Annotated in this window: 20 protein-coding genes, 2 tRNA genes and 3 rRNA genes; 15 read left to right on the top strand and 10 right to left on the bottom strand. The window is 55.6% G+C overall.

Going from position 1 to position 23,419, the window contains the following annotated elements; translation table 11 throughout:
* The first annotated feature begins 62 nt into the window (after positions 1-62).
* The 4 genes from rsmE (at position 63) to ruvX (ending at position 2,893) form a co-directional block, all read left to right on the top strand.
* Positions 63-794, top strand: coding sequence for a 16S rRNA (uracil(1498)-N(3))-methyltransferase (rsmE, locus tag ACT3IC_RS13355; RefSeq protein WP_156655212.1), 732 nt, complete (start codon positions 63-65; stop codon positions 792-794).
* A 19-nt stretch (positions 795-813) separates the two neighbouring features.
* Positions 814-1,761 carry a glutathione synthase gene (gene gshB, locus ACT3IC_RS13350; protein ID WP_114316823.1) on the top strand — a complete coding sequence of 316 codons (948 nt, stop codon included), beginning with the start codon at positions 814-816 and terminating at the stop codon, positions 1,759-1,761.
* Between the two features lie 155 nt (positions 1,762-1,916).
* Positions 1,917-2,477: a YqgE/AlgH family protein gene (locus ACT3IC_RS13345; RefSeq protein WP_103176923.1), complete on the top strand. Its 561-nt coding sequence runs from the start codon at positions 1,917-1,919 to the stop codon at positions 2,475-2,477.
* Positions 2,477-2,893 carry a Holliday junction resolvase RuvX gene (gene ruvX / locus ACT3IC_RS13340; RefSeq protein WP_103176924.1) on the top strand — a complete coding sequence of 139 codons (417 nt, stop codon included), beginning with the start codon at positions 2,477-2,479 and terminating at the stop codon, positions 2,891-2,893. Before ACT3IC_RS13345 ends, ruvX begins: the two co-directional genes overlap by 1 nt.
* Before the next feature lie 32 nt (positions 2,894-2,925).
* On the opposite strand, the gene ACT3IC_RS13335 is transcribed toward ruvX, so the two are convergent.
* Positions 2,926-3,621: an IclR family transcriptional regulator gene (locus tag ACT3IC_RS13335; protein ID WP_103176925.1), complete on the bottom strand. Its 696-nt coding sequence runs from the start codon at positions 3,619-3,621 to the stop codon at positions 2,926-2,928.
* Between the two features lie 91 nt (positions 3,622-3,712).
* Positions 3,713-4,696: a type IV pilus twitching motility protein PilT gene (locus ACT3IC_RS13330; RefSeq protein WP_159339851.1), complete on the bottom strand. Its 984-nt coding sequence runs from the start codon at positions 4,694-4,696 to the stop codon at positions 3,713-3,715.
* 17 nt (positions 4,697-4,713) lie between these two features.
* Here ACT3IC_RS13330 and ACT3IC_RS13325 point away from each other — a divergent pair, with 17 nt between their 5' ends.
* From ACT3IC_RS13325 to hemW, 5 genes are read left to right on the top strand one after another with little or no spacing between them, the layout of a single operon-like run.
* Positions 4,714-5,415, top strand: a complete 702-nt coding sequence (locus tag ACT3IC_RS13325; protein WP_180209604.1) for a YggS family pyridoxal phosphate-dependent enzyme — start codon at positions 4,714-4,716, stop codon at positions 5,413-5,415.
* Positions 5,416-5,436: 21 nt separating this feature from the next.
* Positions 5,437-6,003, top strand: coding sequence for a YggT family protein (locus tag ACT3IC_RS13320; protein ID WP_103176928.1), 567 nt, complete (start codon positions 5,437-5,439; stop codon positions 6,001-6,003).
* Entirely contained in the window at positions 6,000-6,296 is a 297-nt protein-coding gene (gene yggU / locus ACT3IC_RS13315; protein ID WP_180209605.1) for a DUF167 family protein YggU, read from the top strand. The genes ACT3IC_RS13320 and yggU overlap by 4 nt, the downstream gene beginning before the upstream one ends.
* 3 nt (positions 6,297-6,299) lie before the next feature.
* On the top strand, positions 6,300-6,893 hold the full coding sequence (locus ACT3IC_RS13310; protein ID WP_103176930.1) for an XTP/dITP diphosphatase: 594 nt from the start codon (positions 6,300-6,302) through the stop codon (positions 6,891-6,893).
* Positions 6,886-8,028 (top strand): radical SAM family heme chaperone HemW, encoded by a 1,143-nt coding sequence (gene hemW, locus ACT3IC_RS13305; RefSeq protein WP_159339853.1) that lies wholly within the window; start codon positions 6,886-6,888, stop codon positions 8,026-8,028. Before ACT3IC_RS13310 ends, hemW begins: the two co-directional genes overlap by 8 nt.
* Before the next feature lie 188 nt (positions 8,029-8,216).
* On the opposite strand, the gene ACT3IC_RS13300 is transcribed toward hemW, so the two are convergent.
* Genes ACT3IC_RS13300 through trmB form a run of 3 tightly spaced genes read right to left on the bottom strand, consistent with a single transcriptional unit; the run spans position 8,217 to position 10,034 of the window.
* A complete protein-coding gene (locus tag ACT3IC_RS13300) occupies positions 8,217-8,936 on the bottom strand; it encodes a YggN family protein (protein ID WP_103176932.1) in 720 nt (239 codons plus the stop codon).
* Between the two features lie 52 nt (positions 8,937-8,988).
* The gene (locus ACT3IC_RS13295) at positions 8,989-9,315 is read right to left on the bottom strand and encodes a YggL family protein (protein ID WP_103176933.1); all 327 of its coding nucleotides are present in this window, start codon (positions 9,313-9,315) and stop codon (positions 8,989-8,991) included.
* Positions 9,315-10,034, bottom strand: coding sequence for a tRNA (guanosine(46)-N7)-methyltransferase TrmB (trmB, locus tag ACT3IC_RS13290; RefSeq protein WP_103176934.1), 720 nt, complete (start codon positions 10,032-10,034; stop codon positions 9,315-9,317). Before trmB ends, ACT3IC_RS13295 begins: the two co-directional genes overlap by 1 nt.
* Before the next feature lie 144 nt (positions 10,035-10,178).
* Between trmB and mutY the strand changes: the two genes are divergently transcribed.
* The 4 genes from mutY (at position 10,179) to ACT3IC_RS13270 (ending at position 14,204) form a co-directional block, all read left to right on the top strand.
* A complete protein-coding gene (gene mutY, locus ACT3IC_RS13285) occupies positions 10,179-11,231 on the top strand; it encodes an A/G-specific adenine glycosylase (protein WP_473477755.1) in 1,053 nt (350 codons plus the stop codon).
* A gap of 25 nt (positions 11,232-11,256) precedes the next feature.
* Positions 11,257-11,529, top strand: a complete 273-nt coding sequence (locus tag ACT3IC_RS13280; RefSeq protein WP_103176936.1) for an oxidative damage protection protein — start codon at positions 11,257-11,259, stop codon at positions 11,527-11,529.
* Positions 11,530-11,630: 101 nt separating this feature from the next.
* Positions 11,631-12,710, top strand: coding sequence for a membrane-bound lytic murein transglycosylase MltC (mltC, locus tag ACT3IC_RS13275; RefSeq protein WP_103176937.1), 1,080 nt, complete (start codon positions 11,631-11,633; stop codon positions 12,708-12,710).
* A gap of 237 nt (positions 12,711-12,947) precedes the next feature.
* Complete coding sequence (locus tag ACT3IC_RS13270) at positions 12,948-14,204, top strand: nucleoside permease (RefSeq protein WP_156655214.1); 1,257 nt, start codon at positions 12,948-12,950, stop codon at positions 14,202-14,204.
* A gap of 37 nt (positions 14,205-14,241) precedes the next feature.
* Here the strand turns inward: ACT3IC_RS13270 and ACT3IC_RS13265 are convergent, their stop codons facing one another.
* Positions 14,242-16,377, bottom strand: coding sequence for an ornithine decarboxylase (locus ACT3IC_RS13265; RefSeq protein WP_420193610.1), 2,136 nt, complete (start codon positions 16,375-16,377; stop codon positions 14,242-14,244).
* 398 nt (positions 16,378-16,775) lie between these two features.
* On the opposite strand from ACT3IC_RS13265, the gene ACT3IC_RS13260 reads away from it, so the two are divergent.
* Entirely contained in the window at positions 16,776-17,486 is a 711-nt protein-coding gene (locus ACT3IC_RS13260) for a DUF554 domain-containing protein (protein WP_103176940.1), read from the top strand.
* 95 nt (positions 17,487-17,581) lie between these two features.
* Positions 17,582-17,657: transfer RNA gene (locus ACT3IC_RS13255), tRNA-Phe, on the top strand.
* Positions 17,658-18,257: 600 nt separating this feature from the next.
* Here ACT3IC_RS13255 and rrf read toward each other — a convergent pair.
* The 4 genes from rrf to ACT3IC_RS13235 all read right to left on the bottom strand — a co-directional run bounded on the left by rrf (position 18,258) and on the right by ACT3IC_RS13235 (position 23,356).
* Positions 18,258-18,372 (bottom strand): 5S ribosomal RNA (rrf, locus tag ACT3IC_RS13250).
* Between the two features lie 196 nt (positions 18,373-18,568).
* A 23S ribosomal RNA gene (locus ACT3IC_RS13245) occupies positions 18,569-21,474 on the bottom strand.
* 180 nt (positions 21,475-21,654) lie between these two features.
* Positions 21,655-21,729, bottom strand: a tRNA-Glu gene (locus ACT3IC_RS13240).
* Positions 21,730-21,816: 87 nt separating this feature from the next.
* Positions 21,817-23,356: ribosomal RNA gene (locus ACT3IC_RS13235) — 16S ribosomal RNA — on the bottom strand.
* Together the 16S, 23S and 5S rRNA genes with 1 tRNA gene alongside form the textbook arrangement of a ribosomal RNA operon.
* Between the last annotated feature and the right edge of the window lie 63 nt (positions 23,357-23,419).

The following is a 23,419-nucleotide window of genomic DNA, read 5'->3' as shown; positions in this document are numbered from 1 at the left end:
GTCCCCCTCCCCCTCTCCCCTGTGGGGTGAGGGGGACTCAGCTCTTGATGGATTTCTTAACTATGCGTGTTCCTCGTATTTATCACCCTGAACCGATCGCCGCTGGCAGTGAAATCGCCCTCTCGGAAGAGGCCGCCAACCATGTTGGCCGCGTGCTGCGCATGGGTGCAGGCCAGGCGATTCAACTGTTTGATGGATCAAATCAGGTTTTTGACGCCGAAATCATCCGCGCCGATAAAAAAAGCGTGCAGGTCAGCGTCCTGCATAGCGACATCGACGATCGTGAATCACCGCTGCATATCCATTTAGGCCAGGTGATGTCGCGCGGCGAAAAAATGGAATTCACCATCCAGAAATCGATCGAACTGGGTGTAAGCCTCATTACGCCACTTTTTTCTGAGCGCTGCGGGGTTAAACTGGATGCTGAACGTCTGAATAAGAAGCTCCAGCAGTGGCAAAAAATCGCCATTGCCGCCTGTGAGCAGTGTGGCCGCAACCGCGTCCCGGAGATCCGTCCGGCCATGGATCTTGAAGCCTGGTGCGCGGAAGAGGAGCAGGGTCTGAAGCTCAACCTTCATCCCCGCGCCAGCGCCAGCATCAACACCCTGCCGCTGCCGGTTGAGCGCGTGCGTTTGTTGATCGGTCCGGAAGGCGGCCTGTCGGCGGATGAGATCGCCATGACCGCACGCTACCAGTTTACTGATATTCTGTTGGGACCCCGCGTTCTGCGTACTGAGACCACCGCGCTAACCGCCATCACTGCCCTGCAGGTGCGTTTTGGTGATTTAGGTTGAAGCATTAACGGAGAAGACAATGATCAAGCTCGGCATCGTGATGGACCCCATCGCAAGCATCAATATCAAGAAAGATTCCAGCTTCGCTATGCTGCTGGAAGCGCAACGTCGCGGCTATCAGCTCCACTATATGGAGATGAGCGACCTCTACCTGATTAACGGCGAGGCGCGTGCGCGCACCCGCATCGTCAACGTCGAGCAGAATTACGATAAATGGTACGAGTTTGGTTCCGAGCAGGATCTGCCGCTTGCCGAACTTGACGTGATCCTGATGCGTAAAGACCCGCCGTTCGACACGGAATACATCTACTGCACCTATATCCTGGAGCGCGCAGAAGAGAAAGGCACCCTGATCGTCAACAAACCGCAGAGCCTGCGCGACTGTAACGAGAAGCTCTACACCGCCTGGTTCTCCGACCTGACGCCAGAGACGCTGGTAACGCGCAATAAAGCGCAGCTGAAAGCCTTCTGGCAGAAACATGGCGATATCATCCTGAAACCGCTGGACGGCATGGGCGGTGCCTCAATCTTCCGCGTTAAAGAGGGTGACCCAAACCTGGGGGTGATCGCCGAAACGCTGACCGAGCACGGTACCCGCTACTGCATGGCGCAGAACTATATTCCGGCGATTGTCGACGGCGACAAGCGCGTGCTGGTGGTGGACGGCGAGCCGGTGCCTTACTGCCTGGCGCGTATTCCGCAGGGTGGCGAAACCCGTGGTAACCTGGCGGCCGGTGGCCGTGGCGAGCCGCGTCCGCTGACCGAAAGCGACTGGGAAATTGCCCGCCGCGTGGGCCCGCTGTTAAAAGCCAAAGGGCTGATCTTCGTTGGCCTCGACATCATTGGCGATCGCCTGACAGAAGTGAACGTGACCAGCCCGACCTGTATTCGTGAAATCGAAGCTGAGTTCCCGGTGTCTATCACCGGCATGCTGATGGATGCGATCGAAAAACGGCTGAAGCAGTAACAGTCCCAATATTTATACACACAACCCTTCATGCTGCATCAAGGCGCAGCCGTTGCCCCGGCAGCGTGAAGGGTGAAGTGTATAGTGACAGTGTCGGGTTTTGTCCGCATACTGGGTACTGTCGCTTTTTAAACCAGGAAACTGAACCTCTGACAATGAATTTACAGCATCACTTTCTGATTGCCATGCCTGCTCTCCAGGATCCGATTTTCCGCCGTTCCGTCGTGTATATCTGCGAGTACAGCGAAGAGGGTGCGATGGGGATTATCATCAATAAACCGCTGGAAAATCTGACTGTTGAAGGCATTCTGGAAAAATTGAAAATTTCCCAGGACGAACGTGTTCCTGAAATTCGTCTCGACAAACCGGTGATGCTGGGTGGCCCGCTGGCAGAAGATCGCGGCTTTATTTTGCATACGCCGCCCGGTTTCTCCTCCAGCATCCGCATCTCTGACAATACCGTTGTGACCACCTCCCGTGACGTGCTGGAGACGCTGGGCACCACCAGCCAGCCGGCGGATGTGCTTGTGGCGCTCGGTTACGCCTCATGGGAAAAAGGCCAACTTGAGCAGGAGATCCTGGATAATGCCTGGCTCACTGCCCCGGCAGATCTGAACATTCTGTTTAAAACCCCCATCGCCGATCGCTGGCGGGATGCGGCAAAACTGATTGGCATTGATATCCAGACCATGCCTGGCGTCGCGGGGCATGCCTGATGAGCGGCACGCTTCTCGCCTTTGATTTCGGCACTAAAAGTATCGGCGTGGCGATCGGCCAGCGCATCACCGGCACCGCCCGCCCGCTGACGGCGCTGAAAGCGCAAAATGGCATCCCGGACTGGAACCTGATCGAACGACTGTTGAAAGAGTGGCAGCCGGACGAGGTCATCGTCGGTTTACCGTTGAATATGGATGGCACAGAACAGCCACTAACTGCCCGGGCGCGCAATTTTGCCAATAAAATTCATGGCCGTTTTGGCGTGGCGATTAAGCTGCATGACGAACGGTTAAGCACGGTTGAAGCCCGCGCCGGTCTGTTCGAGCATGGCGGTTTTCGCGCGCTAAACAAAGGCAGCGTCGATTCCGCTTCTGCGGTGATTATTCTCGAAAGTTTCTTCGAGCAGGGTTACTGATCCCCTTCCCTTTGCCCGGCAATCCGGGCAATTCATTCCCGGTCCGCCAGCAGCGTAGCGTTGAGCGCGGTCAGCTCATCAAGACGGGAGCGGACGCTCTCATCGTCAATATTCCACATGCCGGCAAAGGCCAGCGCGGCATGGTGCGCCCCTACGGGCACCGCCATCGACACTTCACCGTCGTCATGATGCCAGATCACACGTCCCTGCTCGCGCTGCTGGGCCACATGCGGGGCGAGGTTTTGCCACTGCTCTGGCGTAAAGCGTGGGATTAGCGCGTCATCCGGTTCGCTCGCCAGTAGCGACATGCCAATCACCGATTGCCAGGCAGGGAGCATATGGAATCCGGCCAGCGCCTGGCTGGCCTGGCTGCCGGGAACGGCGTGCCAGATATAGATGACCTGATCCTCCCACAGCACGCCCAGGGCCACCACGATATCGCGTGGCGCATGGCGCTCCAGCCGGGGCAAGGCGCGGGAGAAAAGCTCCGAGCCACGGATGGACTGCGCCGCCAGGGCATGAATGCCGGGACCAGGCAGGTAGCGACGATGCTCGTCCTGCATGGTCAGGCCAATAGAGGCCATGGTCATCAGCAAACGGTTCACCCGAGTGGTGTTGATCCCCATCAGCCGTGCGAGTTCACGGCAACCGATAGCACGGTCGCTGGAAACCAGATATTGCAGACAGCGAATGCCGTCGATAAGACTTTGGTTCGGTTGTGATGACATAGCCGCTTTCAATCAGTGCAATCAGAACTCGATTTTAGCGCCCGTACCGCAGGAAACAAGGCCATGAGAGGCATTCTCTGCTGGCACAGGCTCATGACAATCGCCCCTGCGCCCTGCGCTCAGCCAGGCTCTGCTCGAAGTTTTGCATGCCAGCCTGCTGCCCGGTCTGGATCACGCCGGGCAGTTGCCAGGTTTTTCCTTCGCGGATTAAATTGGCTGCCGCAGGGGTATTAACCAGTAATTCGAACAGCGCGACGCGCCCCTGCTGATTATCCCTTTCGAGTTTTTGCGCCAGCACGGCGCGCAGGCTGCCTGCCAGCTGTTTCCGTACCGGCTCTTTTTCCTGCGCGGGGAAGGCATCCACCAGCCTCTCCACTGCCTGGGCGGCGCCCCGGGTGTGGAGCGTCGCCAGCACCAGATGCCCGGTCTCTGCGGCGGTAAGCGCAAGACGTATCGTCTCGCTGTCACGCAGTTCGCCCAGCAGGATCACATCAGGATCTTCACGTAAGGCTGCCCGCAGCGCGTCGGCAAAGGAGAGGCAATGCAGGCCAATCTCCCGCTGCTGAACCAGGCAACGCTTGCTTTGATGGATAAATTCCACCGGATCTTCGAGCGTCAGGATATGCCCGTCGCTATGGTGATTGAGAAAATCGACCATTGCCGCAAGGGTGGTGGATTTACCGCTGCCTGTCGCCCCGGTCACCAGTATCAAACCGTTATCATTTGCCAGCAGTTCGGGTATCGCCCGCGGCGCTCCCAGGGTGCGCAACTGCGGGCACGCGTCTGGAAGCAGGCGGAGCACCAGAGAACACCCCTGCATATGCGCAAAGGCGCTGGCCCGCAGCCGCTGCCTGCTCGCAAGCGTAACGGCAAAATCCACCTGCCCTTGGGCGCACCATGCCCCCTGCTGCTCGTCGCTAAGCCAGCTTTTCAGCAGCATCGCGACCTCCGGCCCCGGAAAGGGAGCAAATTCCATTTTCCCTCGCCGCCGCCAGCGAGGTGGTGCGTTACTGCACAGGTGTAGATCCGACACATTATGCTTTACACTAAGGGCCACAATTTCTTCCATATCCATTTAATGATCCCCGGAAAATGAACGACATTGCGCATAACCTGGCACAGGTCAGGGACAAAATCTCAGCCGCGGCAACAGGTTGCGGCCGTGCTTCAGAAGAAGTTACGTTGCTTGCAGTCAGTAAAACCAAGCCTGCGAGCGCTATCGCAGAAGCCATTGATGCAGGCCAGCGCATGTTCGGTGAAAACTACGTGCAGGAAGGGGTGGAAAAAATCCGCCATTTCCGGGAAAAGGGCACCGCGGATCTGCAGTGGCACTTTATCGGACCACTACAGTCGAACAAAAGCCGGCTGGTGGCGGAGCATTTCGACTGGTGTCATACCGTTGATCGTCTGCGCATCGCCACCCGTCTGAGCGAGCAGCGCCCGGCAGAGATGCCGCCGCTTAACGTGCTGATCCAAATCAACATTAGCGATGAGAACAGTAAATCCGGCATTGCGCTGGATGCCCTGGATCTGCTGGCGGAACAGGTTGCCGCTCTGCCCGGCCTTCGCCTGCGCGGGTTAATGGCGATCCCGGCCCCTGAAACAGATTACGACAGGCAGTTTGCCGTAGCCCGGCAAATGGCTGTAGCATTTGAGGCGCTTAAAACGCGCTACCCAACGGTCGACACGCTTTCACTGGGCATGACGGACGATATGGCCGCCGCGATTGCGGCTGGCAGCACCATGGTGCGCATCGGGACAGCAATTTTCGGCGCGCGCGATTACACCCAATAATAAGGAAACCTGAGGAACGCCATGAAGACGTTGACCTTCCTGCTCTCAACGGTCATTGAACTGTATACGATGGTGCTTTTGTTACGCGTCTGGATGCAGTGGGCCCGTTGTGATTTTTACAACCCCTTCTCACAGTTTGTCGTGAAAGTGACCCAACCGATTGTCGGACCGCTGCGCCGGGTGATCCCGCCAATGGGCCCGATTGACAGCGCCTCCCTGCTGGTTGCGCTGATCCTGTGCGTGGTGAAAGCGATCGTGCTGTTTATGGTCATCACCTTCCAGCCGATCATCTGGATCGCGGCGGTGTTGATCCTGATAAAAACGATCGGCCTGCTGATTTTCTGGGTTCTGCTGCTGATGGCGATCATGAGCTGGGTAAGCCAGGGCCGTAGCCCGGTGGAGTATGTCCTGATTCAGCTTGCAGACCCGCTGCTGCGCCCGATTCGTAATCTGCTGCCGGCCATGGGCGGGATCGACTTCTCTCCAATGATCCTCGTACTGCTGCTGTACGTGATCAATATGGGTATCGCTGAACTGCTGCAGTCCACAGGCAATATGCTACTGCCGGGGCTGTGGATGGCGTTATGAGTGCTGTCAGCACCTGCGCCGATGGGCTGGTTTTACGGCTATACATTCAGCCGAAAGCCAGTCGCGATACGATTATCGGGCTGCATGGCGACGAAGTAAAAGTCGCCATCACCGCCCCTCCTGTGGACGGCCAGGCCAATGCCCATCTGGTGAAGTATCTGGCGAAGCAGTTTCGCGTTGCGAAAAGCCAGGTGTTGATCGAGAAAGGTGAACTGGGCCGTCACAAGCAGGTCAAAATTCTTCATCCGCAACAAATCCCGACGGAAGTCGCGGCACTGATACAACAGGATTAACAGATGCAAAAAGTTGTTCTCGCTACCGGTAACGCCGGTAAAGTGCGCGAGCTGGCCTCGCTGTTAAATGATTTTGGTCTGGATGTGGTTGCCCAGACCGAGCTGGGCGTGGACTCTGCAGAAGAGACCGGCCTGACCTTTATTGAAAATGCCATTCTGAAGGCGCGCCATGCTGCACAGGTCACCGGCTTACCGGCCATTGCCGATGACTCTGGCCTGGCGGTAGATGCCCTTGGCGGCGCGCCAGGAATTTACTCCGCCCGCTATTCTGGCGTCGATGCCAGCGATCAGCAGAATCTCGAAAAGCTGCTGGAAACGCTCAAGGATGTGCCGGATGAGCAGCGCAAGGCGCAGTTCCACTGCGTGCTGGTCTACATGCGTCACGCTGAAGACCCAACGCCGCTGGTCTGCCACGGCAGCTGGCCGGGCGTGATAGCCCGCGAGGCGGCAGGCAATGGCGGCTTTGGCTACGATCCGATCTTCTTTGTCCCGAGCGAGGGCAAAACCGCTGCGGAACTGACCCGCGAAGAAAAAAGCGCGATTTCCCATCGTGGACGCGCCCTGAAACTGTTACTGGAAGCATTACGTAATGGCTAATTTGCCACCATTGAGTCTTTATATTCACATCCCGTGGTGCGTGCAGAAATGCCCGTACTGCGATTTCAACTCGCATGCGCTAAAAGGCGAAGTGCCCCATGACGATTACGTTCAGCATCTGCTTGCCGATCTGGACGCCGACGGACCTTACGCGCAGGGACGTGAAGTAAAGACCATTTTTATCGGTGGCGGTACGCCGAGCCTGCTCTCAGGGCCGGCGATGCAAACGCTGCTGGATGGCGTGCGAGCGCGCCTTAATCTGGCAGCGGATGCAGAGATTACCATGGAGGCCAACCCAGGTACCGTTGAGGCCGACCGTTTTGTGGAGTATCAGCGCGCCGGGGTGAACCGTATCTCTATTGGCGTGCAGAGCTTTAGCGCGCCGAAGTTAACGCGTCTGGGGCGCATTCATGGCCCGGATGAGGCGAAACGTGCCGCTCACCTGGCGACCGGGCTGGGATTGCGCAGCTTTAACCTCGACCTGATGCACGGCCTGCCGGATCAATCCCTGGAGGAAGCGCTGGACGATCTGCGTCAGGCCATTGAGCTGAACCCGCCGCACCTCTCCTGGTATCAGCTGACCATTGAGCCAAACACGCTGTTTGGTTCACGCCCGCCGGTACTGCCTGATGATGACGCGCTGTGGGATATTTTCGAGCAGGGCCACAAGCTTTTGACCGCCGCCGGGTATCAGCAGTACGAAACCTCGGCCTACGCGAAGCCTGGCTACCAGTGTCAGCACAACCTGAATTACTGGCGTTTTGGCGACTACCTGGGCATTGGCTGTGGCGCCCACGGCAAAGTGACCTTCCCGGACGGACGGATTCTGCGCACGGCTAAAACGCGCCATCCGCGTGGCTATATGGAAGGACGCTATCTTGAGCGCAGCCATGATGTTGAAGCCGACGATAAGCCGTTTGAGTTCTTTATGAACCGCTTCCGCCTGCTTGAACCCGCACCGCGCAAGGAGTTTACGTTGTATACCGGGTTGCCGGAGTCGGTCATTCGTCCGCAGATTGACGAAGCGCTGGCGCAGGGGTATCTGATCGAATGCGCTGATTACTGGCAGATAACCGAGCATGGCAAACTGTTCTTAAACTCCCTTCTTGAGCTATTCCTCGCCGAAGCGTCCTGAAGCAGGCTTCAGGGTTTTGCCTCCCCCTCTGCTGGTTAAGGGAAAAGCGGGCAGAGTGCGGGGAGGGAACTTACTGGTTCTTATGCGAAACAGCTTCGCCGTGAGCGGACCATAGAGACGTCTCCCCTCGCCCCGACCCTCATCCTGAAAGGGAGAGGGTTAAGGTGAGGGGCCCAGAACGCACTAAACTACTTCAACGTCCCCACCAGCGCCTTTCGGCTCTCTTCCAGCGAGACAACACGCTTACACACATCTTTGCCAAAGCTCTGGAAATCCGCTTCCTGGTTTTTCCACTCGTTCTGAATGGCGGTTTGCAGGCCGCCCAGGCTACCCAGTACGCCCTGCAGCGGGTTGCCGCCGCCTTTCAGTACCGCTTTGGCGCCCATTTCGTTAATGCTGTCCTGCAGAATGCCGCCCATCGCCTGGTTCACCAGCTGCTGACCGTCGGCACGTACCTGATCGATCGCTTTATAGTGGAACGTCAGGCCATCGGTGCGATGCTCAATAATGCGGTTCATCTGCTCTTTTAACTGCGCGTCCAGTTTGGTGAGCCGCGAGCGCATGTTGCTGCTCTCACCTACCTCTTTCGCGATGATCTTATCCAGCGCGACACGGCCTTTTTCCACGCGGGTCTGTGCGCCTTCGTCGATCCACGGCAGCGCGCTGCGCAGATCGGCCTGGTAATCTTTTGCCTGTTCACGTTGGGCTGCGCTCAGCGTGTACTGCTTGCCGTTAAACATGACGTTGCCATCCGGGGTGATCACCAGATTGCCGTTCTCACCTTTTACCTGCACGGTTTGGGGACTCAGGATCACATCGTCACGCGGCGTGACTTCACATTTGTACTCTGCGTGAGCGGTGAGTGCCGTGGTCATTAAGGCCGCGGCGAGCAGCGTTTTGCGCATCATATATTCTCCCTCATACAAAATGGGCCAGCAATTGCTGGCCCCTGATGCTCTATTAGTCCCACCAAATGTCGAAAAGTTCGCTGATGCGCACCTCTTCGAATTTGTGGTCTTCCAGCCACTTACGCACAATGGCCTGATCTTCTTCGCTACACTTGCCGATCTCTTGTTTGCAGATCAAACCTTCCCACGCCAGGTAGCCGCTGCCGTCAAACGCCAGCTTGTTCGGCTCGATGACTTCATTGATGAAAGCGTCGACATCTTCATCAATTTTTTCTACGCTGGTGCCTTCCGGGAAACGCCATGCAACCGAAAAACCCACCTCCTGGAACTCCTCGATGTGCATTTTCTTACGCAGACGACGGCTACGGTTCTTTGCCATTATTTTACCCTCTCGAACATTAAGTCCCATACGCCGTGACCAAGACGATGGCCACGCTGTTCAAATTTGGTTACCGGACGCGATTCAGGACGCGGTACATAGTCATTGCTCGCAGACTGGTTTTTATACCCGTCCAGCGCCGACATCACCTCCAGCATATGTTCCGCATACTGTTCCCAGTCGGTTGCCATATGGAAAACACCACCCAGCTTCAGTTTGCTTCTGAGAAGCTCAGCAAACGGCGCCTGAACGATACGGCGTTTATTATGACGTGCTTTGTGCCACGGGTCAGGGAAAAAGAGCTGAACCATGCTCAGAGAATTGTCAGGGATCATCTTGTGCAGCACTTCTACCGCGTCGTGACACATCACGCGCAGGTTCTCGACGCCCTCTTCGTGGGCGGTCGCCAGACACGCACCGACGCCCGGGGAGTGCACTTCAATGCCGAGGAAGTTCTGCTCCGGGCGCGCTTTTGCCATGGTCACCAGCGAAGCGCCCATGCCAAAACCGATCTCAAGTGTAATTGGCGCGTCGCGGCCAAACAGCGCCACAAAGTCGAGCGGCTGTTCGGTGAACTCAACGCCCATCACCGGCCAGTAGTTATCCAGCGCGTGCTGCTGCCCTTTGGTCAGGCGCCCCTGACGGCGGACAAAGCTGCGAATACGGCGCAGCGGGCGACCGTTTTCATCAAATTCCGGTGATATGACGTCGTTTTTCATAAAAGAGTAGTCTGCTTGTGAGAATGTTCGGGAAACGGGCATTATCCAAAGTTAATGACCGGATGCAAGCATGGGAAAGATCCGGTTTACAGCCGCATGCCTCTGTGCTGCAATCTGCCTCCCTGATACCGCAAAGCGAAGACCATGCAAGCCTCTCAATTTTCAGCCCAGGTGCTGGACTGGTATGACAAATACGGGCGTAAAACCCTGCCCTGGCAAATTGAAAAAACACCGTACAAAGTATGGCTCTCAGAGGTGATGTTGCAACAAACGCAGGTCGCGACGGTTATCCCTTACTTTGAGCGCTTTATGGCGCGTTTTCCAACGGTGACCGATCTGGCTAACGCACCGCTGGATGAAGTGCTGCATCTGTGGACCGGGCTCGGCTATTACGCCCGCGCCCGCAACCTGCATAAAGCCGCCCAGCAGGTGGTTTCGCTGCACGGTGGCACCTTCCCGGAAACCTTCGATGAAGTGGCCGCCCTGCCGGGCGTGGGGCGCTCCACCGCCGGGGCCATCCTTTCCCTCTCGCTGGGCAAACATTTCCCGATTCTCGACGGCAACGTTAAACGCGTGCTGGCGCGCTGCTACGCCGTCGGTGGCTGGCCGGGCAAGAAAGAGGTGGAGAAACGCCTCTGGGAGATCAGTGAAGCGGTCACTCCCGCTCAGGGTGTTGAACGCTTTAACCAGGCGATGATGGATTTAGGGGCAATGGTCTGCACCCGCTCGAAACCGAAATGCGAACTGTGCCCGCTGAATAATCTCTGCGTGGCCTATGCTAACCAGTCGTGGGCGCACTATCCCGGTAAAAAGCCGAAGCAGACCTTACCAGAACGTACCGCCTATTTTCTGCTGATGCAGCACGAGGAGACCGTCTGGCTCGCCCAGCGTCCGCCAAGCGGTTTATGGGGCGGTCTCTTCTGTTTCCCGCAGTTTGAGGATGAAGAGCATCTTCGTAACTGGCTGGCGCAACGCGGCATCCCTGCCGATACTCTTGTGCAGCTCACCGCGTTTCGCCATACCTTCAGCCACTTCCATCTGGATATTGTTCCAATGTGGCTTCCCGTGTCCTCATTCACGGCGTGCATGGATGAAGGCACCGCTCTCTGGTATAACTTAGCGCAACCGCCGTCAGTGGGGCTCGCGGCTCCCGTAGAGCGCCTGTTACAGCAATTACGTGTCGGAGCAACGGTTTAGCTCCGGGCGACAAAGAGGAATCAGTATGGCCAGAACAATTTTTTGCACCTTCCTGCAGCGTGAAGCAGAAGGCCAGGACTTCCAGCTCTATCCGGGCGATCTGGGTAAGCGCATCTATAACGAAATTTCGAAAGAGGCGTGGGCGCAGTGGCAACACAAGCAAACCATGCTGATTAACGAGCGCAAGCTCAACATGATGAACGTTGAACACCGCAAACAGCTTGAAGAGGAGATGGTCAATTTCCTGTTTGAAGGCAAAGACGTTCACATCGAAGGCTATACGCCACCAGAAAAATAATATCGTGCCGCCTTGCCTGGTCTACGGTTTGTAGGCCGGGTAAGCGTAGCGCCCCCGGCGAAAAGAGCCCCAGAACCAACACAACACGCACTCCTGGAATGATGAAAAAATTTTTAGCGCTTGCTCTTGTTGCACCGTTACTTGTTTCGTGTTCCTCCAGTAAGAAAGGCGATAGCTATAACGAAGCCTGGGTAAAGGACACCAACGGTTTTGACATTCTGATGGGGCAATTCGCCCATAACATCGAAAATATCTGGGGATTTAACGAGGTTCTGATCGCAGGACCAAAGGACTACGTTAAGTATACCGACGCTTACCAGACCCGCAGCCACATCAACTTTGACGAAGGTACTATTACCGTCGAGACCATCGCCGGAACCGATCCTGCGGCGCGTTTGCGCGAGGCGATCGTGAAAACCTTGCTGATGGGTGACGATCCGGGCTCTATCGACCTCTACTCCGATGCTGACGACATCACCATCTCCAAAGAGCCGTTCCTCTATGGCCAGGTGGTGGATCAAACCGGCCAGTCCATTCGCTGGGAAGGCCGTGCTAATAATTTTGCTAACTACCTGTTGCAGACGCGTCTGAAAAGCCGCAGCAATGGCCTGCGCGTTATCTACAGCGTGACCATTAACCTGGTGCCAAACCACCTCGATAAACGTGCTCATAAATATGTCGGAATGGTGCGCCAGGCGTCGCGTAAATATGGTGTCGATGAGTCGCTGATCCTGGCGATTATGCAGACCGAATCCTCGTTCAACCCCTACGCGGTGAGCCGTTCCGACGCGCTGGGCCTGATGCAGGTTGTGCAGCACAGCGCCGGGAAAGATGTGTTCCGCTCGCAGGGAAGATCGGGTATGCCAAGCCGCAGTTACCTGTTTGATCCTGCCAGCAATATCGACACCGGTACCGCCTACCTGGCGATGCTGAACAACGTCTACCTGAGCGGCATCGATAACCCGACCTCTCGCCGCTACGCGGTGATCACCGCCTACAACGGCGGCGCAGGCAGCGTGCTGCGCGTCTTCTCCAGCGATAAAATCCAGGCGGCAAACATTATCAACAGTATGTCACCGGGGGATGTATACCAGACCCTCACCAGCCGTCACCCTTCCGCAGAATCCCGCCGCTACCTCTACAAGGTCAATACGGCTCAGAAGAGCTATCGTAGAAAGTAGTGTGACTTTTTTACCCTCTCCTGCGCGGGGAGGGTAAAGAGTCCATCGATCCCCGCCCGCCTTACCCATAGGAAATTGTTATTTGCATCACAATCCAAACTGCAAATTAATGTTGATTGCATTTTTTTGCGGGAGGTAACAAAACATCACGCCACTCGCTGATAGAATTGCATCAAATCCAAAACCCAAATGTTTCTACACCAACATACAGCCCGCTCTCTTTGTGAGGAAAGTAACATGAACCTTAAGCTGCAGCTTAAAATATTGTCGTTTCTGCAGTTCTGTCTGTGGGGGAGCTGGCTAACCACGCTCGGCTCCTACATGTTTGTCACCCTGAAATTCGATGGTGCTTCCATCGGCGCGGTCTATAGCTCGCTGGGCATTGCCGCGGTATTTATGCCGACCCTGCTCGGGATCGTGGCGGACAAATGGATCAGCGCGAAATGGCTTTACGCCTTCTGCCACCTGGTGGGGGCGGCCACGCTGTTTATGGCCGCGGGGGTAACCACGCCGGGGGCGATGTTTGTGGTGATCCTGCTTAACTCGCTGGCCTATATGCCAACGCTTGGGCTTGTGAACACCATCTCCTACTATCGCCTGAAAACGGCAGGTCTGGACATCGTGACCGACTTCCCGCCGATCCGTATCTGGGGCACCATCGGCTTTATCATGGCGATGTGGGCGGTGAGCTTCTCCGGCTTTGAGCTGAGCCATATGCAGCTCTATATCGGCGCGGCGCTCTCCATCGTGCTGGTGCTGTTCACCCTGACCCTGCCCCACATTCCGGTCTCTAACCAGCAGACAAACCAGAGCTGGAGCTCCATGCTTGGCCTGGACGCGTTCGCGCTGTTTAAAAACAAACGCATGGCGATCTTCTTCATCTTCTCCATGCTGCTGGGCGCAGAGCTGCAGATCACTAACATGTTCGGCAACACCTTCCTGCACAGCTTTGATAACGACCCGCTGTTCTCCGGGAGCTTTATCGTTGAACATGCGTCGGTGATGATGTCCATTTCGCAGATCTCCGAAACGCTGTTCATTCTGACCATCCCGTTCTTCCTGAGCCGCTACGGTATCAAGAACGTCATGATGATCAGTATTTTCGCGTGGATGCTGCGCTTCGGCCTGTTCGCCTACGGCGACCCGTCAGCCTTCGGTACCGTGCTGCTGGTGCTGTCGATGATTGTCTACGGCTGCGCCTTCGACTTCTTCAACATCTCCGGTTCCGTCTTTGTGGAGAAAGAGGTACGTCCGGAAATTCGCGCCAGCGCCCAGGGCATGTTCCTGATGATGACCAACGGCTTCGGCTGTATTCTCGGCGGCGTGGTGAGCGGTAAGGTTGTGGAGATGTATACCACCAACGGTATTACCGACTGGCAGCCGGTATGGCTGATCTTTGCAGGCTACTCGCTGGTACTGGCCTTCGCGTTCATGGTGCTGTTCAAGTACAAACATGTTCGTACCCCAACAGGTGTGCAGACCGTCGCACATTAATCTGTGAAATCCCCCTCCCTGCGGAGGGGGATTTTTTTTACTTCAGAACATACCCGTACAAACGCTTGATCCCGTCCGCATCCTTTTCGCTGTAAACGCCCTGCAGTTCCGGAGAAAAACCGGGTAACAGGTTGACGCCCTCTTCCAGCGCCAGGAAGTAACGCTGCACCGCTCCACCCCACAGTTCGCCCGGCACCACACACAGCACCCCTGGCGGGTATGGCAACGCCCCTTCCGCCGCGATACGCCCTTCGGCTTCGCTGATGCGCACCAGCTCGACGTCACCGCGAATAAAGGCCTGGTTAGCATCCTGCGGGTTCATCGCCACGGTGGGCAGGCTCTCTTTGCGGAACATCGCCTTTTGCAGATCCTTCACGTCAAAGCTGACATACAGATCGTGCATCTCCTGGCAAAGCTGACGCAGCGTGTAGTCGCGGTAGCGGACCGGATATTTGTTCCAGATGGTCGGCAGGACATCCGCCAGCGGGGTGTCATCTTCAATGTGCTGCTCAAACTGGCCCAGCATCGCCACCAGTTGCGCCATCTTCTCGGCGCTCTCCGCCGGGGTCAGCAGGAAGAGAATGGAGTTGAGATCGCACTTCTCCGGGACAATGCCTTTCTCGCGCAAGTAGTGCGCCAGAATGGTCGCCGGGATGCCAAAGTCGGTGTACTCCCCGCTTTCAGCATCGATGCCCGGCGTGGTCAGCAGCAGCTTGCACGGGTCGACAAAGTACTGCTCTTCGGCATACCCCTCAAAGCCGTGCCATTTCGCCCCCGGTTCAAAGCTGAAGAAACGCAGCTCGCTGGCAATCGCATGGGTAGGATGATCCTGCCACGGACGCCCGGCCACCACCGGCGGGATAAACGGCTTAATCATTTTACAGTTGGCGATAATCGCCTTGCGCGCTTCGATGCCCATCTCAACGCATTCGGCCCACAGCCGACGCCCGCTCTCCCCTTCGTGGATTTTGGCGTTCACGTCAAGGGCCGCAAACAGCGGATAGAACGGGCTGGTGGACGCATGCAGCATAAAGGCATTATTCAGGCGCTTATGCGGGCAGAAACGCGCCTGACCGCGGATATGGTTATCCTTTTTGTGGATCTGCGAGGTCTGGGAGAACCCGGCCTGCTGTTTGTGCACCGACTGAGTGACAAAGATCCCCGGATCGTTCTCGTTTAGCTCCAGCAGCAGCGGCGAGCTGTCGGCCATCATCGGGATAAACTGCTCGTAGCCTACCCACGCCGAGTCGAAGAGGATGTAGTCGCACAGCTGGCCGATTTTATCGATCACCTGACGGGCGTTATAGATGGTGCCGTCATAGGTGCCGAGCTGGATCACCGCCAGGCGGAACGGACGGGCTTCCAGAGCTTTCTCCGGAGCAACATCACGGATCAACTCCCGCAGGTACGCCTCGTCAAAACAGCGATCGTCGATGCCGCCAATAAAGCCAAAGGGGTTGCGCGCCGCTTCGAGGTAAACCGGCGTGGCACCCGCCTGGATCAGCGCCCCATGATGGTTGGACTTATGGTTATTGCGGTCAAACAGCACCAGATCGCCACGGGTCAGCAGCGCGTTAGTCACCACCTTGTTGGCGGCTGAGGTGCCATTAAGAACGAAATAGGTTTTGTCGGCATTGAATACTTTCGCCGCAAACTTTTGCGCATGTTTGGCAGACCCTTCATGGATCAGCAGATCGCCGAGCTTGACGTCGGCGTTGCACATATCGGCACGAAAGAGGTTCTCGCCAAAGAAATCGAAAAACTGGCGGCCGGCGGGATGCTTCTTAAAGAATGCGCCATGCTGGTGCCCAGGACAGGCAAAGGTGCTGTTATCCATTGCTACATACTGACTAAGGGTGTCGAAAAACGGCGGCAACAGATTCGCTTCATAGCGACAGGCCGCCGCTTCCAGCTCAAGCCACTCCTGTGCCTTACCGTCGATTACCGCATCGACACCCGCAGGCGCGTCTACCGGCTCTGGTGAGAACAGATAAACAGGTAAATGAAAACCGGTGCGTTTCAGTAATGCGAGGATGCCGCTGTGGCTTTCAGCGACGGTAATGACGACTGCCGCCACATCCGTAAAATCGGTGTTATCCAGCGTCACCACTTCCCGGTGCGTGGATAAGGCGGAGGCCAGCTCACGGCTGACGGCAATTTTCATTGATTTCATAAGCGCAAATACCCGTGCAAGGCGAGAAAAAGCCCCGGACAGGGAGTCCCCCTGCCCAACGAATGTGTCTGACCGGAGTTCAGCTCCGACCGCCAGACATCAGTAAAAACAGAGCGCGTCTGGTTTTACTGCTGTCCTGCAGTGAGCCTGCGTTACCCTCACCGCATGGTGAGCTTAGAATAAGCGGTGTGGATGCGGCCAGCCATTCGTACAGCGAGAGAAAGTCTGTTCATGGGCGGCCCCGTATCTGAGAGGAGAAAATTCGCGCAATAATGTCACCTTTCGCCAGGAGGCGCAAGGAGGAATCATTATGCAAAAAATAGCATTACTTTTGGCGGTTACTCACTGAAAAGAGTAATAATAATGCAATATCAATGAGTAAATAACAGGAGTTCATAGTGGTTATTGGACCATTTATTAATGCCGGAGCCGTGCTGCTCGGTGGTGTACTGGGTGCCATGCTCAGCCAGCGATTACCGGAGCGTATCCGCTCCTCCATGCCCTCAATCTTCGGTCTGGCGTCGTTAGGCATTGGCATTTTGCTGGTCATCAAATGCGCCAACCTGCCGGTAATGGTGCTGGCGACCCTGCTTGGGGCGCTGATTGGCGAGTTTTGTTATCTGGAAAAGGGTATTAATAGCGCCGTCGGCAAAGCGAAAAATTTACTCTCACGGGGTAAACAGAAAGGCGGTGGCCACGACGCATTTATCCAGAACTACGTCGCCATCATTATTCTCTTCTGCGCCAGCGGCACGGGGATATTTGGCTCAATGCAGGAAGGGATGACCGGCGATCCCAGTATCCTCATCGCCAAAGCCTTTCTCGATTTCTTTACCGCCACAATCTTTGCAACCACGCTGGGGATTGCCGTCGCCGCGATCTCTGTGCCCATGCTGCTTATCCAGCTCGTGCTTGCAACCTGCGCCACGCTGCTGCTACCGCTAACCACTCCGGCGATGATGGCTGACTTTACCGCCGTGGGCGGCCTGCTGCTGCTGGCGACGGGGCTGCGGATCTGCGGTATCAAGATGTTTGCAGTGGTGAATATGCTGCCTGCGCTGGCAATCGCCATGCCGCTCTCTGCCCTGTGGACAGCGTTTTTTGCCTGATAATGCAGCAAAGTGGCGACAGAGTGTGCGGTCAGTAGCGAAACCAACAAATTTCGTTGACGACAGAGGGCAGATCGGGTTTAATGCGCCCCGTTGCCCGGATAGCTCAGTCGGTAGAGCAGGGGATTGAAAATCCCCGTGTCCTTGGTTCGATTCCGAGTCCGGGCACCACTATTTAAAGAACCCGCCCAAAAGGCGGGTTTTTGCTTTCTGAGAGCCGGACTCTTCATCGAACGATGTTCGATTATTCGCCGCAAGCGGCTCACCCCTTCGGGGCCAGCGCGGCAAGCACGCTGTTCAACGCCTCCGGCGTTAGTCCGGGTCCGGGCACCACTATTTAAAGAACCCGCCCAAAAGGCGGGTTTTTGCTTTTGGCAAAACAGAATTTAACAACGGCCCTTTCTCTTCCAGCTTTACTGTCAACGCTTCCGGGCATCTATCAGTACGTCAGCAGCGTTGAACCATTCTGACGTCTTATTTGTGGCACACAGGCGTTGTGGAAGGCTTAACCTCTTCAAAGCAGTTCCCCCTCCCCTGGCCTTTCTCGCGTCTTACCGTCGTTAAAACCGCACTCTGCGTAACGATCGATATAGACCACACGATCGCTAGATGGCTGTTAAGTCATCGGGAAATGCACATGGCAGTGCACGATATTGCTGAACAATCGACAGGGTGACTCGTAGGCCGGGTAAGGCGAAGCCGCCACCCGGCTTTTTTAACGCCCAACGCAAAAAGCCCATCCGTGAGGATGGGCTTTCGGCTTTAATTGATGCCTGGCAGTTCCCTACTCTCGCATGGGGAGACCCCACACTACCATCGGCGCTACGGCGTTTCACTTCTGAGTTCGGCATGGGTCAGGTGGGACCACCGCGCTACAGCCGCCAGGCAAATTCTTGGTGCTCTGTACGCAATACTTTATCGCATCAGCCGCGTTGGCCGCGCTCGTAAAGTCAGTCACATACTTCAGTATGCTCCTTCCTTTCCTTCGCTTGCCGCCTTGCTGCTGCGCAAACTATTGTGTACTTAACTCTGAATCAATGCTGAAAATCTTCTCAAATCCACCGAAACAGCTTCGGCGTTGTAAGGTTAAGCCTCACGGTTCATTAGTACCGGTTAGCTCAACGCATCGCTGCGCTTACACACCCGGCCTATCAACGTCGTCGTCTTCAACGTTCCTTCAGGAGCCTTAAAGGCTCAGGGAGAACTCATCTCGGGGCAAGTTTCGTGCTTAGATGCTTTCAGCACTTATCTCTTCCGCATTTAGCTACCGGGCAGTGCCATTGGCATGACAACCCGAACACCAGTGATGCGTCCACTCCGGTCCTCTCGTACTAGGAGCAGCCCCCCTCAATTCTCCAGCGCCCACGGCAGATAGGGACCGAACTGTCTCACGACGTTCTAAACCCAGCTCGCGTACCACTTTAAATGGCGAACAGCCATACCCTTGGGACCTACTTCAGCCCCAGGATGTGATGAGCCGACATCGAGGTGCCAAACACCGCCGTCGATATGAACTCTTGGGCGGTATCAGCCTGTTATCCCCGGAGTACCTTTTATCCGTTGAGCGATGGCCCTTCCATACAGAACCACCGGATCACTATGACCTGCTTTCGCACCTGCTCGAGCCGTCACTCTCGCAGTCAAGCCAGCTTATGCCATTGCACTAACCTCCTGATGTCCGACCAGGATTAGCTGACCTTCGTGCTCCTCCGTTACTCTTTAGGAGGAGACCGCCCCAGTCAAACTACCCACCAGACACTGTCCGCAACCCGGATTACGGGTCTACGTTAGAACACCAGCCATTAAAGGGTGGTATTTCAAGGACGGCTCCACGCAGACTGGCGTCCACGCTTCAAAGCCTCCCACCTATCCTACACATCAAGGACCAGTGTTCAGTGTCAAGCTATAGTAAAGGTTCACGGGGTCTTTCCGTCTTGCCGCGGGTACACTGCATCTTCACAGCGATTTCAATTTCACTGAGTCTCGGGTGGAGACAGCCTGGCCATCATTACGCCATTCGTGCAGGTCGGAACTTACCCGACAAGGAATTTCGCTACCTTAGGACCGTTATAGTTACGGCCGCCGTTTACCGGGGCTTCGATCAAGAGCTTCGCGTTGCCGCTAACCCCATCAATTAACCTTCCGGCACCGGGCAGGCGTCACACCGTATACGTCCACTTTCGTGTTTGCACAGTGCTGTGTTTTTAATAAACAGTTGCAGCCAGCTGGTATCTTCGACTGATTTCAGCTCCACCCGCAGGGGCTTCACCTACATATCAGCGTGCCTTCTCCCGAAGTTACGGCACCATTTTGCCTAGTTCCTTCACCCGAGTTCTCTCAAGCGCCTTGGTATTCTCTACCTGACCACCTGTGTCGGTTTGGGGTACGATTTGATGTTACCTGATGCTTAGAGGCTTTTCCTGGAAGCAGGGCATTTGTTGCTTCAGCACCGTAGTGCCTCGTCATCACACCTCAGCGTTAACAAGGTACCGGATTTACCTGGAACCTCCGCCTACATGCTTAAACCGGGACAACCGTCGCCCGGCCAACATAGCCTTCTCCGTCCCCCCTTCGCAGTAACACCGAGTACAGGAATATTAACCTGTTTCCCATCGACTACGCCTTTCGGCCTCGCCTTAGGGGTCGACTCACCCTGCCCCGATTAACGTTGGACAGGAACCCTTGGTCTTCCGGCGAGCGGGCTTTTCACCCGCTTTATCGTTACTTATGTCAGCATTCGCACTTCTGATACCTCCAGCATGCCTCACAGCACACCTTCGCAGGCTTACAGAACGCTCCCCTACCCAACAACACATAGTGTCGCTGCCGCAGCTTCGGTGCATGGTTTAGCCCCGTTACATCTTCCGCGCAGGCCGACTCGACCAGTGAGCTATTACGCTTTCTTTAAATGATGGCTGCTTCTAAGCCAACATCCTGGCTGTCTGTGCCTTCCCACATCGTTTCCCACTTAACCATGACTTTGGGACCTTAGCTGGCGGTCTGGGTTGTTTCCCTCTTCACGACGGACGTTAGCACCCGCCGTGTGTCTCCCGTGATAACATTCTCCGGTATTCGCAGTTTGCATCGGGTTGGTAAGCCGGGATGGCCCCCTAGCCGAAACAGTGCTCTACCCCCGGAGATGAATTCACGAGGCGCTACCTAAATAGCTTTCGGGGAGAACCAGCTATCTCCCGGTTTGATTGGCCTTTCACCCCCAGCCACAGGTCATCCGCTAATTTTTCAACATTAGTCGGTTCGGTCCTCCAGTTAGTGTTACCCAACCTTCAACCTGCCCATGGCTAGATCACCGGGTTTCGGGTCTATACCCTGCAACTTAACGCCCAGTTAAGACTCGGTTTCCCTTCGGCTCCCCTATACGGTTAACCTTGCTACAGAATATAAGTCGCTGACCCATTATACAAAAGGTACGCAGTCACACCCCGAAGGATGCTCCCACTGCTTGTACGTACACGGTTTCAGGTTCTTTTTCACTCCCCTCGCCGGGGTTCTTTTCGCCTTTCCCTCACGGTACTGGTTCACTATCGGTCAGTCAGGAGTATTTAGCCTTGGAGGATGGTCCCCCCATATTCAGACAGGATACCACGTGTCCCGCCCTACTCTTCGAGTTCACAGCCTGTGTGCTTTCGTGTACGGGAGTATCACCCTGTACCCTGCGACTTTCCAGACGCTTCCACTAACACACAAGCTGATTCAGACTCCGGGCTGCTCCCCGTTCGCTCGCCGCTACTGGGGGAATCTCGGTTGATTTCTTTTCCTCGGGGTACTTAGATGTTTCAGTTCCCCCGGTTCGCCTCGTTAACCTATGTATTCAGCTAACGATAGTGCAACGGATTGCACTGGGTTTCCCCATTCGGACATCGCCGGGTCAAGGGTTCATATCACCTCGCCGGCGCTTTTCGCAGATTAGCACGTCCTTCATCGCCTCTGACTGCCAGGGCATCCACCGTGTACGCTTAGTCGCTTAACCTCACAACCCGAAGCTGTTTCACTTCGCGTTGTGAAAATTTGAGAGACTCGAACACACTTAACGTGTGTCGTTTCAATTTTCAGCTTGATCCAGATTTTTAAAGAGCAAATATCGCAAACATGACTCTGAAGTCAGTTTTGAGATACTGATTGGTTGTGCCTTTCACTCACACCCAGCAAGTGGCGTCCCCTAGGGGATTCGAACCCCTGTTACCGCCGTGAAAGGGCGGAGTCCTAACCGCTAGACGAAGGGGACACGAGGTGTCACGACTTCGCAGCCGTCTTGCTTTCTACTTTCTATCAGACAATCTGTGTGAGCACTGCAAAGGCAGGTTCTTTAAGGTAAGGAGGTGATCCAACCGCAGGTTCCCCTACGGTTACCTTGTTACGACTTCACCCCAGTCATGAATCACAAAGTGGTAAGCGCCCTCCCGAAGGTTAAGCTACCTACTTCTTTTGCAACCCACTCCCATGGTGTGACGGGCGGTGTGTACAAGGCCCGGGAACGTATTCACCGTAGCATTCTGATCTACGATTACTAGCGATTCCGACTTCATGGAGTCGAGTTGCAGACTCCAATCCGGACTACGACGCACTTTATGAGGTCCGCTTGCTCTCGCGAGGTCGCTTCTCTTTGTATGCGCCATTGTAGCACGTGTGTAGCCCTACTCGTAAGGGCCATGATGACTTGACGTCATCCCCACCTTCCTCCAGTTTATCACTGGCAGTCTCCTTTGAGTTCCCGGCCGGACCGCTGGCAACAAAGGATAAGGGTTGCGCTCGTTGCGGGACTTAACCCAACATTTCACAACACGAGCTGACGACAGCCATGCAGCACCTGTCTCAGAGTTCCCGAAGGCACCAAGCCATCTCTGGCAAGTTCTCTGGATGTCAAGAGTAGGTAAGGTTCTTCGCGTTGCATCGAATTAAACCACATGCTCCACCGCTTGTGCGGGCCCCCGTCAATTCATTTGAGTTTTAACCTTGCGGCCGTACTCCCCAGGCGGTCGACTTAACGCGTTAGCTCCGGAAGCCACGCCTCAAGGGCACAACCTCCAAGTCGACATCGTTTACGGCGTGGACTACCAGGGTATCTAATCCTGTTTGCTCCCCACGCTTTCGCACCTGAGCGTCAGTCTTTGTCCAGGGGGCCGCCTTCGCCACCGGTATTCCTCCAGATCTCTACGCATTTCACCGCTACACCTGGAATTCTACCCCCCTCTACAAGACTCAAGCCTGCCAGTTTCAAATGCAGTTCCCAGGTTGAGCCCGGGGATTTCACATCTGACTTAACAGACCGCCTGCGTGCGCTTTACGCCCAGTAATTCCGATTAACGCTTGCACCCTCCGTATTACCGCGGCTGCTGGCACGGAGTTAGCCGGTGCTTCTTCTGCGAGTAACGTCAATCACTGCGGTTATTAACCACAATGCCTTCCTCCTCGCTGAAAGTACTTTACAACCCGAAGGCCTTCTTCATACACGCGGCATGGCTGCATCAGGCTTGCGCCCATTGTGCAATATTCCCCACTGCTGCCTCCCGTAGGAGTCTGGACCGTGTCTCAGTTCCAGTGTGGCTGGTCATCCTCTCAGACCAGCTAGGGATCGTCGCCTAGGTGAGCCATTACCCCACCTACTAGCTAATCCCATCTGGGCACATCCGATGGCAAGAGGCCCGAAGGTCCCCCTCTTTGGTCTTGCGACATTATGCGGTATTAGCTACCGTTTCCAGTAGTTATCCCCCTCCATCAGGCAGTTTCCCAGACATTACTCACCCGTCCGCCACTCGTCACCCGAGAGCAAGCTCTCTGTGCTACCGTTCGACTTGCATGTGTTAGGCCTGCCGCCAGCGTTCAATCTGAGCCATGATCAAACTCTTCAATTTAAGTTTGATGCTCGTGAATTAAACTTCGTAATGAATTACGTGTTCACTCAGAGACTTGGTATT

This window comes from Leclercia sp. GHBNCSD, from assembly GCF_055805075.1.
Note: the sequence above shows the minus strand (reverse complement) of the source record. Positions and strands in the feature narration are given on the sequence as shown.

Coding starts and splice junctions, on each gene's coding strand:
- ACT3IC_RS13300 (WP_103176932.1), bottom strand. CDS start 8,936: ATGATGCGCAAAACGCTGCTCGCCGCGGCCTTAATGACCACGGCACTC.
- mltC (WP_103176937.1), top strand. CDS start 11,631: ATGAAAAAATTTTTAGCGCTTGCTCTTGTTGCACCGTTACTTGTTTCG.
- ACT3IC_RS13280 (WP_103176936.1), top strand. CDS start 11,257: ATGGCCAGAACAATTTTTTGCACCTTCCTGCAGCGTGAAGCAGAAGGC.
- ACT3IC_RS13265 (WP_420193610.1), bottom strand. CDS start 16,377: ATGAAATCAATGAAAATTGCCGTCAGCCGTGAGCTGGCCTCCGCCTTA.
- ACT3IC_RS13345 (WP_103176923.1), top strand. CDS start 1,917: ATGAATTTACAGCATCACTTTCTGATTGCCATGCCTGCTCTCCAGGAT.
- gshB (WP_114316823.1), top strand. CDS start 814: ATGATCAAGCTCGGCATCGTGATGGACCCCATCGCAAGCATCAATATC.
- ACT3IC_RS13270 (WP_156655214.1), top strand. CDS start 12,948: ATGAACCTTAAGCTGCAGCTTAAAATATTGTCGTTTCTGCAGTTCTGT.
- trmB (WP_103176934.1), bottom strand. CDS start 10,034: ATGAAAAACGACGTCATATCACCGGAATTTGATGAAAACGGTCGCCCG.
- yggU (WP_180209605.1), top strand. CDS start 6,000: ATGAGTGCTGTCAGCACCTGCGCCGATGGGCTGGTTTTACGGCTATAC.
- hemW (WP_159339853.1), top strand. CDS start 6,886: ATGGCTAATTTGCCACCATTGAGTCTTTATATTCACATCCCGTGGTGC.
- ACT3IC_RS13320 (WP_103176928.1), top strand. CDS start 5,437: ATGAAGACGTTGACCTTCCTGCTCTCAACGGTCATTGAACTGTATACG.
- rsmE (WP_156655212.1), top strand. CDS start 63: ATGCGTGTTCCTCGTATTTATCACCCTGAACCGATCGCCGCTGGCAGT.
- ACT3IC_RS13335 (WP_103176925.1), bottom strand. CDS start 3,621: ATGTCATCACAACCGAACCAAAGTCTTATCGACGGCATTCGCTGTCTG.
- mutY (WP_473477755.1), top strand. CDS start 10,179: ATGCAAGCCTCTCAATTTTCAGCCCAGGTGCTGGACTGGTATGACAAA.
- ACT3IC_RS13295 (WP_103176933.1), bottom strand. CDS start 9,315: ATGGCAAAGAACCGTAGCCGTCGTCTGCGTAAGAAAATGCACATCGAG.
- ACT3IC_RS13310 (WP_103176930.1), top strand. CDS start 6,300: ATGCAAAAAGTTGTTCTCGCTACCGGTAACGCCGGTAAAGTGCGCGAG.
- ACT3IC_RS13330 (WP_159339851.1), bottom strand. CDS start 4,696: ATGGATATGGAAGAAATTGTGGCCCTTAGTGTAAAGCATAATGTGTCG.
- ACT3IC_RS13325 (WP_180209604.1), top strand. CDS start 4,714: ATGAACGACATTGCGCATAACCTGGCACAGGTCAGGGACAAAATCTCA.
- ruvX (WP_103176924.1), top strand. CDS start 2,477: ATGAGCGGCACGCTTCTCGCCTTTGATTTCGGCACTAAAAGTATCGGC.